This is a genomic window from Staphylococcus sp. FSL W8-0271 (assembly GCF_038006605.1).
Lineage (GTDB): Bacteria > Bacillota > Bacilli > Staphylococcales > Staphylococcaceae > Staphylococcus > Staphylococcus cohnii.
This window is the reverse complement of record NZ_JBBOVM010000001.1, coordinates 394,457-409,461: the sequence shown is the minus strand read 5'-3', so window position 1 is coordinate 409,461 and position 15,005 is coordinate 394,457. Positions and strand designations below refer to the sequence as shown.

The following is a 15,005-nucleotide window of genomic DNA, read 5'->3' as shown; positions in this document are numbered from 1 at the left end:
AGGGAAGATTAGCTTAGTTGGAAAATGTACTTACTATCGACATTTTCAATAAATGATACTTGCTATCCTCTCTATAAAATATAGTAGTAGGATATATTTTGTTAAAATATATAATAATTGTGTTTTTAGTATCGATTATTTTCTAAATAACAATTGTAGCTTTAAATGACAAAAATGAACTATATTATTTTTGTCATTTTGCGCCAAACGTACAACACAGCGATATCTCAATTTTTTGTATTACCCTGCACATATAATTAAAAATATTTTTTATATTCAATTATTTGTATTGCGTTGGTTTGCAATTTCAAATGATAAGAAATCGTATCTACGACATCCACTTCGCTGACATCTAACTTAGGGTAAGAGACTCTGTTAACGTAATTAATTGTCTCTGTATCCATACCATGTTGCGTATTGTACTGCTGCCAAACTTGATAAAGTGCACCATTATTTCTATCTAATGTTAAATGTTTTATTTTATACGAACCAGTAGTGACATTTGATATATTGAGCTGGTACTCTTTATGACTTAAATAATCTATTTGTTCATTCGTTGTAAAATATGGATTATAATGTTCTGCATCCCACACGACAATTTGAAAATGGTCATTCTGTCCTACAACCATACAGTCTTCGTTTTTAAAAAGCACTTGGTTAAATAGCTTTTTAAAAAACATACTTGTAAAAAATGCAGGCCTTTTCCCATCAAATTGATGATATAAATCAATACCATTTAATTCGGAAGTAATCTCATTTGAATTATATTGATGATGTAATTCATGATTAAGCCAGTAGCCAATTGCATTTATTTGATGGTTCATATCAATCAACTGTTCAAAAATAATACCTGCTCTAAAGTATTCACCATTTGTAAGACTTGTATTACCTGTTAATGTGTTCCAATTAAGCAGCACAATCGAAACATCTTTTCCCTTTATATTGAACGCATCAGTAATCTTATTATACTGTTCTATGATATGTCGTTTAGCTAAATCATACTGTTTACTTTCAATTGAATTGAAATTGATAATATCATTTTGATTTGCACTAAACGCTATACTATTAACACTTTCACTTGAATTATCCAAAATTTGTTTAGCGGTTGCCAATTCATTGACATCAGTGATGTCCGTATTAAGTATAATCTGAGTATACTCAAAATATTCTTTAAATAACCTTATTATTTTTAAGAGTACATTGGCTTTCTTACCCTTCAAGTAAATGACTAATTTAAATTCCTTTCTATCCGGCACTGTATTATAAATATGCTCTAATAAAAATCTTAATTCGTTTATATATTGTACAAGTTGTGATGTTAATGTTGGAGGATCGATTTCAATTCCTAAACCAATATGATGTTCAAATAAAAAACTCAAGCATTCATCTACTTTCATATATGGATGTATGGTAGGAATAAGTTCATCACTTTCAATAATTTTATTTTCAATATAGCCTTTTAAAATAGGATCTTTGACAAGTACATGGTCTAAACCTAAAAATTGTTGTACTTCTATCAGTTGTTTTCTGTATCTTTGAAAAAGTAATGTATCAAGGCTACCTATTTGAATCACATGATCATAATCTGACAAATCGTGTGTTTGATTGTAATTCAGCGTAATATCAATGACTTTTTGATTATAAGGCGATTGAATCATAGTACCAAGCGTTTGTTGGATATAAGCATTTAAATAGTATAGATACATTTGATAGTTTTCCGATTCAACTGTTGTTTTTGCAGTGTCCACAATATCTCCAACCTGATACCTTTTTCTATATTGCGAAGGCGTTAATTTAGTGTCTAATTTAAAATATTTCAGCAGCATATTAGAGTTACTAAAGCCATTTTTCAAAGCGATGTGAGTAATGGCATCGTTTGTTTGTACTAAGTCGTTTTTACAATGTTCAATTCTTATATGGTTGACATAATGATTGAAACCAATCCCCATATGTTTTGTGAATAATTTTGACAAATATGTGTGACTTAAATGCACCTTCTCAGCTACCTCACTTAACGTGATTGGTTTAGTGAAATTTCTTTCAATATATTTACATACAAAATCTAAGCGGTGATCATTAACATCATGTTCATGATTGATATTTTCATAAGCTGGCAAATATCTTACAATCATAAACATTAAGTCAATTAACGGTTGTTCCATATATAATCTATAAAACTTCCCTTTTCGAATATAGACGATACCTATCTTAGCCACAACATTCAGAATTTGTTGATATATAACTTTTTGCAATGTCTGTGGATTTAAAATATATATTTTGTCATTATAATCACTAATATATTGCTTTAAATACGATTCTTTCAAATGAATGGCGGTATATAAGGTATCTTCCTCTTCTATAAGTCGATAGCGCTCTCTATGATTGATAATAAAAACATCACCCGCTTGAAATTTATGACTACTAGTTCCACTGACGAATTTCAACTTATTTTTTAAAACGAGAACGATACGTACGCCATCATTAAAATTAAATACTGAATTATTGTTGTGATTAAATTCGATATTATAAAATTTTTCCATAGCACACCTCTTTATTAAAATATATTTTAATAAAATAAATGTGTATTTGCTATTTTGTTTTTTAATTTGTCGTTAATTAGACATAAAAGAACATGCCTGCAAATATACTATAATATTGGCAGTGATTTATGACGATTCCTGCGGGTATATCAATAGCCCGAAGACTACAGGTTACGGTAGTACTCGCGAAAAGCGTGTATAAAAAAACTGCCAACAAAGTCGGGGACTTTGTCGACAGTATGAGACTGATCCGTATAACTATGGATTAGTCTTTTGCTTTAAATATGTGTGTTACATCCTAAAACTTTTATTTTTTATTAATTGTTTTTTCAATTAATTCATTCAAATGACGAATATTTTCACTTTGTTGTGCTAGTAGCTTAACAATTTCATCATCTTCACTACCAAGCGAGTTTTCGTTTTTGTTATCAACTCGAGTTGAGATGGACGGTGATTTATCACTTTCATTTTGCGACTGTGCTAAATCTTTTTTATATGATTTTAAAGCTTCATATAAAAATGCACGTTGCGTTGTTTGTTGTGCAATTTCGTTATATAACATTTTCGTTTTTTGATCCACAGATATTGTATTATTTTCTTCATTATATGTGTTTTGTTGTTTGCGGATGCTAAATGTACGATCATAGCTATCATTACCTGCAGACTGATTGATATGTGCATAATTAGATGCTGGCATCTCACCCTGTAAGGCATGCCCTTCAATATCTACATGTGGTAATATTCGATTTAACCACGCTGGCATATACCAAGATGCTTTGCCAAATAATTGTGTCAATGCAGGAATCAGTAATAAACGTACGATAAATGCATCAAACAATATACCAAAGGCAAGTGATAATCCCATAGATTTAATCATCACATCATCTTGGAAGACGAATGCAATAAACACACTAAACATTATAAGTGCTGCAGCAACAACGACTGGACCACTTTCTTTAATACCTACTTTTATCGCGTGTTCATTATTACCTGTTTTACTATACTCTTCATGAATACGGGACATAAGGAATACTTCGTAATCCATCGCCAAACCAAAGAGCAAGCCAATTGTAATAACCGGTAAGAATGCTAGTAATGGTCCCGTTGTATCTACGCCAAATAGCTCAGACATAAATCCTTCTTGCATTACTAAAGTAGTAAAGCCTAATGTTGCGACTAAAGAAAGTACGAAACCTAGAACTGCTTTTAGTGGAATAATGATAGAACGGAAGACAACCATTAATAGTACGAACGCTAATGCTACGATAACGCCAGCAAACAATGGAATAGCTTCATTTAGTTTTTGCGACATATCTATATTAATTACACTTTGTCCAGATACTTCGGTTTTGAAATTATATTTGTCTCTAGCATCATCATTATAATCTCTTAAATCATGAACTAAATCATTAGTAGATTTAGCATTTGGACCTTTATCAGGAATTACCGCTACTAATGCATAATCTTTACTTTCGCTCAATTGTGGCGGTGCAACCATCTTCACATTATCCATATCTTTAATGTCTTTACTCAAACTTTGTAAATCTTTTTGCAACGCTTTAGGATTATCATTTTGATCTTTCACATTCACAAGCATTGCAATTTGACCATTATATCCTTCTCCAAATTTATCAGATACAATATCGTAGGCCTTTTTCTGAGTCGTATCCGCTGGTTTCATACCATCATCTGGTATACCTAGACGCATATCATTAATCGGTATAGCAGCTACTACTAAAATAATAAGTCCAATCAGTACTGCTGCAAGTGGTTTACCAACTACGAATTTAGACCATTTCGTATCTACATCTCCTGCAAACTCTGCTTTCGTTTGCTTAGGATGAATTTGTTTATGGAAAATACTGATCAATGCTGGTAATAAAGTTAATGCACTAATCACTGCGACAAATACACTAATTGCAGAGGCAAAGCCCATCACGGCTAAGAAATCTATACCAACAAGTGACAAGCCACAAACAGCAATAATAACTGTAACACCAGCAAAGATAACTGCACTGCCTGCAGTACCTACTGCTAAACCGATTGCCTTAATATGATTGGGCTCACTTTTTACAATTTGACGATATCTAAATAAAATAAATAGTGCATAATCAATACCTACCGCTAAACCAATCATGACTGCTAATGTTAAAGTCACATTTGGAATATCAAATGCATAGGTCAATAATGATATGATACCCACGCCAGTGCCTAAACCAAGTAAAGCACTAATAATCGGCATACCTGCTGCGATAAATGAACCAAACGTAATTAGAAGTACGACAAATGCTACAATAATTCCGATTAATTCAGAAGAACCACCAATTTCAGTAGATTCCATACCTGTACCCATCAGTTCTACTTGTACGTTATGATCATCTTCTAATTTCTCAACTTGGTCTTTCACTTTATCTTTTGAATCTTCTTTTAATGAAGTTGCAGACACATCATAATTAATATCAGCGATTGCTGTAGATTTATCCTTACTGATTTGTTTATTGTCATAAGGATCTGAGATGTTTTTAATATCTTCATCATCATCCTTAATATCTTTCAATGTATCTTTGATATCTTTAGTCATATCTTGTTTCACTATGCCATTATCTGAATCACTTTTAAAGACTGCTCTAATTTGAGCTTTCTCACTATCTTGTCCAAATTCGTCTTCTATTTTGTCATTCGTATCTAATGACTGTAAGCCATTCGTTGTTATGTCATTATCAAATTTAGGTGAACTTATTGTAAGCGGTATAATAATTGCTGCAAGAATAATCACCCAAGCAACTACACTCCACCATTTGTGTTTTGCAACAAATGAACCTAATTTGTATAAAAATTTTGCCAAACTATTGCCTCCTTAATTAAACAACGTTATAGTTTATACATATACTGTAGAATATTTCTATTGACATCTTATAATGGTTTACCCTATTTTAAAAAGAACTAAATATGCAATTCCGTATACTTAAACTACAGATTAGGAGAATTGTAGAATGAATGAAAAAGATTTACGTGTAATCAAAACAAAGCGTGCACTATCTCAAAGCCTATATGCATTATTAGAAAAATATACATTTTCAACTATTTCAGTAAATCAAATTTGTAATGAAGCGTTGGTTCATCGCACAACTTTTTATAAGCATTTCTATGATAAATATGATTTACTTATTTATTTAATGACCTTCTTAACCAAAGATTACTTTTCAACAGATATTAAAGAACGTATCAATAACCCTTTTACTAGCATGGAACAATCCGTCACAAACATTGACGATTTTAGTAAAATAAAGCATAAACAAGAAGACGATAAAGAATTTGAACGTACAGTTGAAAATCATTTTATCCGTATACTGCAAAATGATATTAAAGCAAACGAACATCGGATAACGGTTGATCAAAGCGTTCCAATAGACTTAGTATTTTATGTTTACGGTGCGACTTTATACGGTTTTATAGAATGGATGCGTGAACATAATAGTAATATGTCGTATGAAGCCATTGATGCACTTTTTCATAAAATGATTAATATTCAAGTTAATGATGAATAAAAAATTAGCACATCAATAACTTTGATGAATTGCATCAATGTTAATTTAATTTTTAATAAGTATTTAAAGACAATGATATAAAAAGTGAGTATTACAAAGTACTTATAAGCAAACTAAACCTACTTATCGTGCATTTCCTTAAATATAGTAGGTGGCAATATGATATATAAAAAGCCCGTAAATGAATTTCCAAAAATTCATTTACGGGCTTTATGATACTAGAATGATTTCCAAGTCATTTTTTAAAATTAAAACATTTCTGAAACAACTTTTTGTTCTAAGAAGTGCAATAGATAATCTGGGCTACCTGTTTTTGCATCTGTACCAGACATTTTAAAGCCACCGAAAGGATGGTAGCCAACGACTGCTGCAGTACAACCACGATTTAGATATAAGTTACCAACATCATATTCTTTAACAGCTTCAATCCAGTTTTCACGGTTATTCGTAATAACTGCACCTGTTAATCCATAATCTGTGTCATTAGCAATTTCTAATAACTCATTAAAATCTTTTCCTTTTACAAAACCAACAACAGGTCCAAATATTTCTTCTTGCATGATTTGATCGCTTGATTTAAGACCAGAGAAAATTGTAGGTTCAACAAAGTAACCTGTAGCACCATCAGTACCACCACCTTGTTCTAACTTACCTTCTTTTTTACCAATTTCGATATAATTTTTAATTTTATCAAATTGTTTTTGATTTATAACTGGTCCCATATATGTGTTGTTTTCTGTATTTCCTAAAGTTAAATCTTGTGTAAGTTTAACCGCTTTTTCTAATACTTCATCATATACATCTTTATGGACGATTGCGCGCGAACAAGCAGAACATTTTTGACCTGAGAAACCAAACGCTGATGAAACAATCGATTCAGCTGCCAAGTCTGTATCTATATCTTTATCAACAACAATCGCATCTTTACCGCCCATCTCAGCGATAACACGTTTTAAAAATTGTTGTCCTTCTTGAACTTTTGCAGCTCTTTCAAAGATGCGTGTACCTGTTGCACGTGAACCTGTAAACGTCACAAAGTGCGTGTGCACACTATCAACAAGATAGTCGCCAATTTCTTTTGGATCACCAGGAACAAAGTTCACAACACCTTTTGGCAAACCTGCTTCTTCTAATACTTCCATTAATTTATATGCTGTTAACGGCGTATCTTCTGCAGGTTTTAAAAGAACTGTATTACCAGCAACAACTGGTGCTAAAGTAGTACCCGCCATAATTGCAAATGGGAAGTTCCATGGTGGGATTGTTACCCCAGTACCAATTGGTTTATAAAAATATTGATTGTGTTCTCCTTCTCTATCTAATACTGGTTTACCATCTGCGAGTTCCATCATTGATCTAGCATAATATTCGATGAAATCAATACCTTCAGCTGCGTCACCAACTGCTTCGTCCCATGGTTTACCAGCTTCATACACCATCACTGCCGATATTTCTTCTTTGCGTCGTCTAATGATTGCTGCAACTCTAATTAAAAATTCAGCACGATCTCTGTGTGTCCATCGTTTCCAAGATTTATAAGCTTCATTAGCCGCATCAAAAGCTTTATCTACTTCTTTTGTTGTGGCTTTTGATACTTCAGCAATAACTTCAGAAGTGTTTGCAGGATTAATAGATTGAAATGTATCCTTAGTAAAAATTTTCTCCCCATTAATCACTAACGGAAGTTTTTGATTTAATTCACCTTTAACTTTTTTTAATGCTTCTTTGAATGATTCGACATTGCTATTATCAGTAAAGTCAATGCCTGGTTCATTTGTATAGTTGACAACCATTTTTTCTACCCCCATGTAAGTTTGTAAATAGAAAACTAAAATGGAAAACTTCCATTCTTATTTTTATTGTATAGGTATCACACAACAAATGCAATCGCTTACAAATACTTTTGTAAAAATAAATCGCATTTTACACCTTTCTTTTTAACGATTTTACTTCTCTTTTTTCAATATTGGCCAAATTACTTTAAAAGAACACTCTCTTTAACCTCTTTATACATATAATTATGAACTTAAAGAAAGTGTATGATTCATATGATGACGATTTATAATTGTTTCTATGTTCATCTAATTCATTGTTGAATGCTTATTTTTATCATGTCAACGAACAATAGTTAATTTTTATGTACTTTTTTACTTTTATTATGCTTATGTGCTTTTTTAACTAACAGTAAAATACCTGCAATTAACCATAACAATGCCGAAATAATATTTAATGTGAACACACTGACAATAGCAAGTAATATAAATATCACACCTACTGTTTTTGGTATTTTATTGATAAGTAATACAAATATTAATGCTAAGATTGTCGTTACAATAACTAAACCTAAAGCAACAATAAATAATTGACTTATATTATCTAATAATTGTGATGTTTCTGTTTGAGTTAAATTATTGGTAATAGCTTCTTGATTTTCAAAAGAGTCCATTAATGAACCCTTAAAACTTCGATCATTTAAAAACGGCGCAGCAATAGCCATTAAAAAAATTAGTACAAATTGTATGAAAATTCCTAGCCAAACTAGTACTTTTTCCAAAGTACGTTTCATATGCAACCTCCTTAGCAATTTATAAATTTTCATATTTTCTATACCCATAAAAATATGAATCATGCAACTTAATCAATATAAAAATTTTTATCAGAATATTCAATGAATAGTGTCATTACATTAGGGTAATTTCTTAATATAAATTAAAACAAAGGGATGATTTAATACTATAATGAATGACAAGAATGCACACGCCAGAAAGAAAAAACATAGAAATCTTGTTTATATGATATCTGTTGCAATTATTGTACTTATCACATTAATAGCGGGTATTTTCCCTAAAAATTTTGGGAGTCATGCACAACAAGTCTACGACTATATAGCAAATAGTTTTGGGTGGTTATTTTTAGTAATTATTTTTATTTTAGATATCTTTTTAATTGCTTTAGCCATTTCACGTTATGGTCGTTTTAAATTGGGTGATGATAACGAAGATCCTGAATTTTCTATGATGTCTTGGATTGGAATGCTTTTTTCTGCAGGATTGGGCGTTGGAATTGTATTTTGGGGTGTAGCAGAACCATTAACCCATTATTTACATTCTCCATTTCCTGGTAAAATACCTGACGCCTCTGCAGAATCTGCTCGTGTTGCTATGGGCTATACTTTTTTTCATTGGGGTATTTCTCAATGGTCTATCTTCGCCATTGCCGGTTTAACAGTGGCGTACTTCCAATTTAGAAAAAAACGTGATGGTCTTATTTCAACGGCAATGGAACCTGTATTTGGTGAATCTTATAAACGACCATATAGAAATATAATAGATGTATTAGCAATCATAGCTACAGTAATGGGGATAGCCACATCTATTGGCTTAGGTATTATGCAAATTAGTGGAGGGCTTCAACATGTCTTTAATGTCCCCAACAATAATGTCACTAAAATATCAATCACTATTTTAATGGTGGGTATCTTTTTAACGTCAGCAATTACCGGCTTAAATAGAGGGGTAAAATGGTTAAGTAATATCAATATTGGCTTAGGTGCAATATTACTTATCTTCATGTTTATTTTTGGCGATTTTAAATTTATTTTAGAATCTTATACATTAGCAATAGGTGATTATTTACGTCATTTTATTGAATATAGTTTACGTATCAGCCCTTATACTGGCGATAACAGCTGGATACAACAATGGACTGTTTTCTATTGGGCATGGGTTATTTCATGGTCGCCATTTATAGGAGGTTTCGTAGCTCGTGTATCCCGTGGAAGAACGATTAGAGAGTTCGTCGTTGGTGTACTAATTATTCCACCTTTAATTTCGTTTACTTGGATAGCTGGATTTGGTGGTACAGCAGTGAAAATAGCATTAAGTGGTAACGACAACATCGCAAACATTGTCGACAAAGATTATACTGTTGCACTTTTTGAATTATTATCCAAGTTTCCTATCGCTGACATCACAAGTGCATTAGCAATTGCACTCATCTTTATATTTATCATCACGAGCGCTGATTCTACTACACATATTGTTGCGGGTATGGCAACTGGTGGAATCGCTAACCCTAAAATCAAACATAAAATTATTTGGGGGGTATTAATTGGTGCTATATCTGTTGCTATGACAATTGCAGGTGGTTTGACCAGTTTACAAACTGCATCTGTTGTTACAGGTCTACCATTCTCAATTATTTTATTACTCATGATCTTTTCTTTAATGCGCGCATTAAGAAGAGAACCAACTGAACACTTTAAAATGACTTACATCAATGATGATAAAGATTATTCTATACCGTTAGAAGAACGTGAAACAAATGATTTAGAAACTGATGCTGATGCTTCAGTAGAAGAAAATGAATCAAATCACAATGCTGCGACAAATAAAAATCATGATGCAGACACCAAAGACAAAGATGATTAATCGACCATGTTGCTCGAAATTATCAAAATAGCTCAATCATCAATGTTTATACGTGTTTAAAAAACTCAACTGGACAGCGGACGTAGTATTGAAATTAACGATATTTCGATTTCAATACTACATCTGCTTTTTATTTTTTCTAAATATTCCGAACATTTTGCACTACTTATATGTTGATTTTTGCTAAAATATATCTAAGAAGCTAATTTAAGGGGATGAACACATAATGAATTTACAAAACCAACACCCGAGTATATTAAGAAAAATGATAAGTAAAGGTGACCTCACTGGTCATACAAGTGGCATGGCTAAAGGTTATGTCCAAGCCAATGTAGTCATATTACCTTCTGCCTATGCATATGATTTTTTAAAATTCTGTTTTAGAAACCCTAAAACATGTCCACTTTTAGATGTATCAGAAATAGGATCAACTTCTTTTCCTACTTATGGTAAAGAGGCTAACATCACAAATGAAGTCGCACAATATAATGTATACCGTTATGGAGAATTAGTGGAGTCTCCAACTGACATAGCTCATATATTTAATGATGACATGGTGGGTTTTTTGATTGGCTGCAGTTTTACTTTTGAGCATGCTTTGTTGGATGCTGGTTTACCAATTCGTCACATTGAAGAAGAGCATAATGTGCCAATGTATATAACAAATATTCCAGCCGCATCAAGCGGTCATTTCTCAGGAAATATCACTGTAAGTATGCGGCCGATGACCATGCAACAAGCGATAAAAGCAACAGAAATTACAACTCATTTTAAAAATGTTCACGGTACGCCAATTCATATAGGAAATCCATCAGAAATTGGCATCGAAAATATAACAAACCCTGATTTTGGTGAGCCTGTCACGATTAAAGAAAATGAAGTCCCTGTATTTTGGGGCTGTGGTGTTACTCCACAATCTGTTGCGTTAGATGCTAAGCCAGAATTGATGATTACACATGCACCTGGACATATGTTTATCACTGATGTTCCAGATAGTCAGCTAAGTAATTAATTTAAACTTGAACTTGTTTAAACACATATTTTTAATGTTATAAAAATAAAAGCGCAGCAAAATGGCATCCATTTAATATTGATGGATGCCATTTGCTGATTTTTAATTTATATAATTGACTATATGTTAAGTGTATAATACATATGATTATTTTAAATCGATCTTTCATATCGTTTATCTATTACTCAGTATTATCGCGCTTCTATCTCTTCTTTTGAAACGACTGGATAATTTTTAAACCAAACAGAACAAACATAACCTACGATTAAACCTATAATACCTACAATGGCACCATAAATAATTATTTTTATCGGGTTGTTGAAACCGAACATAACAAGGAAACCTGCGAGCGGTGTAGCTGTACCTGTAGCATCATTAATCATACCAGATGTTGCTATAACCGCACCTGCTAAAGCTCCACCAATAAAATTGGCAGTATAGACGGGCACTGGATTTGCAGATACAACATCTGCTTGTGATAATGGTTCAATACAAACCGCAATTCTAGATTTGCGATCTCCAAGTTTTAGTTTATTAAACATCGTACCATTAATGAAAGATGACGCAAATGAAACCATTGCCGCAATTGCCATTGGCATTCCGGTTAAACCTAATAATGCAGTCAACGCCATGGAACTTAATGGTGCTGTCCCAACTACTGTAATGACGCCACCAAGTATAAGCCCCATAATAATCGGGTTAATTTCTGTGGAACTTTGGATAATGTCTCCAATTTTCAATAATGAATTATTTACTAATGGCGTGATTACAGTAGCTACTAACCTTGCTAGTGGCGCTATAATCAAAATGCCTACTATTAAATCTATGCCGTCTGGCACTTTATGTTCTGCAAACTTCATTAAATAACCAATTGCATAACCAGCAACAAACCCTGGTATTAAATCTAAACCACCACATGCTGCTGCAATAACCAAAGCATAAACAGGTGAAACACCGATTGCTAAAGCAACCAAACCAGCAGCTGCCACGCCACCTAGTCCACCAGCGGCATCACCAAGATCTCCTAAAAATTTAATGCCAAATAGATCTCCGCCAACATATTTATGAAAAGCTTCTACTAAAAATGTTGCTATCGCTGCATTGGCTAATGCTCCCATCGCACGCATGCCATTAGGAGCACGATATGTAAATAATGTAAATAACACTAAGACAACGATTAAAAACAAGGTTCCTATTAAAATGTCCATGAATAATTCTCCTCTTTCTTTGAACTACTCACTTTTTAAACTTGTGAAATAAATAGTTCAATCCTTTCTATATATGGATGCCAAAGCTACTTGTAACAAATAAATATTAAATTATTTGTAATTAACAAAATATAAACTTTTCAATTTCCACATTTATATATTCTAACACAAATTTTTATTATATTCCGAACAATTTTATTATTTTCTATTTAAGCTCCGCGGAACATTTTTTAAAACAAATTTAATTTGTTTTAAAATTTCACACAATAGTATTTTATTTATCTTGCAGCAAAACAAAAAAGGAGCAGTAACATCATCCGTTGCAAACGTTGATTCATGTTACTAACTCCTATTAAAAAGTTCATTTTACAATTTAAGCGCATAAAGTCGCTTAGTTGTTATCAATCGTTTTTATTGGTTTTGCCGGTGAACCTATTGCAACTACATTCTCTGGAACATCTTTAGATACAATACTTCCAGCGCCAATAACTGTACCATTACCAATTGTAACTCCAGGTAAAACTATAACATTTGCGCCAATCCAAACATTATCTCCTATATGTATTGGTAGCGCTTGTTCTAATCCTTGGTTTCTATCTTGATAGTTTAATGGATGTATTGCAGTGTAAAAACCACATTTTGGTCCAATAAACACATGATTGCCCACGAAGATTTTACCACCATCCATGAAATAACAGTCATGATTAATAAACACCTGCTCACCTAAAAAAAGGTTATAACCATAATCAACATAAAACGGACTTAATAATTCTAAATGATTTGGTTCAGCATGTAACAATGCTTTCAAAATTGTTTGACGTCTCTCTTTATTACTGGGCTTAGTTTGGTTTAATTCAAAACATAAGTCTTTTGCTATATTTCTTTCTTTGTCCAAATTTGCATCGTAGTTTGCATCATACCATTGCCCAGCTAACATTTTTTCTTTTTCACTCAAATTTCATCCCTCATTCCTCTTCACTAATTTATCAGATTAACTATATCATCTCGTCGTGACATTTCTAAGTAAATGCCTTTTCACTAAGCAATATAAGAAAGCCATTGATACATTAACGTACCAGCATAATTACCAATCACATAACCTAATGTACCCACAATTAATATAGGTCCGACTAGATCAGTCCAACCTTTACCTATCGCTAATGCAGCTGCAGTAGTGGGTCCTCCAGCGGTAGCATTACTTGCTAGTAATATCTCTTCTATATTGAATTTTAACAATTTGCCTAACAACAAGCTCAGTCCTAAATTAAATATTAAAATAATCATTACAAAGATAAATAACAGCGGTGCCGTTTTAATAATCGTAACAAATGAGGCCGGTGTACCTATGACAACAAAGAAAATATAAATTAAGAATGTTCCTATTTCAGAAGCACCTGCTAATTTTTCAAAGAAGTCTCCCCAAATGGCAACAATGATAAGCGTTAAAGTTGTAAGTAAGAGATAGAAATCTCCAAAAAATGATACAAGTATGGTTAAGAGCAAATTACTTTGAGGTACGACATGTTGTATGAATTCAGAAAGTTTAAAACTGATTGCAACGATTGCGATCGCTGCAGCGATTGAAAATGCAATATCTAATAATTGAATTTTTTTAGGTTGCCAAAATGATTCTTGAGATGCTGGTGAATGGTCATTTTTATAATGTGTATTAAAGTGTTTTTTAATAAACGGCATCGATGGAATCGCAATTAATAGCAGAAAATATAATGCCATTACACTATTATCTGCGACAACTGTGGATGAAACCATTTCTCTAGGTGTTTTTAATTTGGAACTCAAGGCAGCAAAGTTTACGCCACCACCAATGTAACTTCCAGTCATCATTGCGCCTATTTTAGATAAATAAGGCACTGAATGATTTAATATGATAAAAGCTACAGTTGTTCCAATCATAGTTCCTACAGATGCAATTAAAAAAATAAACAACAATCGTCGACTTTCTTTCCAAATTTTTAATATATTCGAACTAAAAAGTAGTAATGGTATAGATAAAGGAACAATATAATCCCACACGGTATCATAAACTGGTGCACTCGTCGGTATAACTTTAAAGTTAGAAAGTATCATCGCACCTACCAATGCAATAATCGCTCCTGAAATCGTACTTGCCCATTGATAGCGTTGTTCTAAAAAGATACTTACTGTAGCCCACACTATAATAATTGCCCATAATACCCATGTATCATCTTTACCTACCAGTGTACCCAATATCATGAAATCACTCCCTTTATTTCTCAAATGCACAA

10 protein-coding genes are annotated in these 15,005 nt (G+C 32.5%); 3 read left to right on the top strand and 7 right to left on the bottom strand.

The genetic code is table 11. The annotated features are described in order from the left end of the window. Positions 1–257: 257 nt before the first annotated feature. Both aryK and NST87_RS01920 read right to left on the bottom strand, forming a co-directional pair. Positions 258–2,540, bottom strand: a complete 2,283-nt coding sequence (gene aryK / locus NST87_RS01925; protein ID WP_019470003.1) for a transcriptional regulator AryK — start codon at positions 2,538–2,540, stop codon at positions 258–260. Positions 2,541–2,847: 307 nt separating this feature from the next. Further along, complete coding sequence (locus NST87_RS01920) at positions 2,848–5,385, bottom strand: MMPL family transporter (protein WP_019470002.1); 2,538 nt, start codon at positions 5,383–5,385, stop codon at positions 2,848–2,850. Between the two features lie 148 nt (positions 5,386–5,533). On the opposite strand from NST87_RS01920, the gene NST87_RS01915 reads away from it, so the two are divergent. Further along, entirely contained in the window at positions 5,534–6,088 is a 555-nt protein-coding gene (locus tag NST87_RS01915; RefSeq protein WP_340721266.1) for a TetR/AcrR family transcriptional regulator, read from the top strand. Between the two features lie 248 nt (positions 6,089–6,336). Here NST87_RS01915 and pruA read toward each other — a convergent pair whose 3' ends face one another. Both pruA and NST87_RS01905 read right to left on the bottom strand, forming a co-directional pair. Beyond that, positions 6,337–7,881, bottom strand: coding sequence for an L-glutamate gamma-semialdehyde dehydrogenase (pruA, locus tag NST87_RS01910; RefSeq protein ID WP_019470000.1), 1,545 nt, complete (start codon positions 7,879–7,881; stop codon positions 6,337–6,339). Positions 7,882–8,216: 335 nt separating this feature from the next. Then, positions 8,217–8,654: a DUF4064 domain-containing protein gene (locus NST87_RS01905; RefSeq protein ID WP_019469999.1), complete on the bottom strand. Its 438-nt coding sequence runs from the start codon at positions 8,652–8,654 to the stop codon at positions 8,217–8,219. A gap of 172 nt (positions 8,655–8,826) precedes the next feature. On the opposite strand from NST87_RS01905, the gene NST87_RS01900 reads away from it, so the two are divergent. After that, on the top strand, positions 8,827–10,518 hold the full coding sequence (locus NST87_RS01900) for a BCCT family transporter (protein ID WP_340721264.1): 1,692 nt from the start codon (positions 8,827–8,829) through the stop codon (positions 10,516–10,518). A 226-nt stretch (positions 10,519–10,744) separates the two neighbouring features. Continuing rightward, the gene (locus NST87_RS01895; protein ID WP_019469997.1) at positions 10,745–11,530 is read left to right on the top strand and encodes a putative hydro-lyase; all 786 of its coding nucleotides are present in this window, start codon (positions 10,745–10,747) and stop codon (positions 11,528–11,530) included. A gap of 191 nt (positions 11,531–11,721) precedes the next feature. Here the strand turns inward: NST87_RS01895 and NST87_RS01890 are convergent, their stop codons facing one another. The 3 genes from NST87_RS01890 to NST87_RS01880 all read right to left on the bottom strand — a co-directional run bounded on the left by NST87_RS01890 (position 11,722) and on the right by NST87_RS01880 (position 14,973). Further along, positions 11,722–12,738 carry a PTS sugar transporter subunit IIC gene (locus NST87_RS01890; RefSeq protein ID WP_019469996.1) on the bottom strand — a complete coding sequence of 339 codons (1,017 nt, stop codon included), beginning with the start codon at positions 12,736–12,738 and terminating at the stop codon, positions 11,722–11,724. 391 nt (positions 12,739–13,129) lie between these two features. Next, complete coding sequence (locus tag NST87_RS01885) at positions 13,130–13,693, bottom strand: sugar O-acetyltransferase (protein ID WP_064263982.1); 564 nt, start codon at positions 13,691–13,693, stop codon at positions 13,130–13,132. An 83-nt stretch (positions 13,694–13,776) separates the two neighbouring features. Further along, a complete protein-coding gene (locus NST87_RS01880) occupies positions 13,777–14,973 on the bottom strand; it encodes a DUF819 family protein (protein ID WP_019469994.1) in 1,197 nt (398 codons plus the stop codon). Between the last annotated feature and the right edge of the window lie 32 nt (positions 14,974–15,005).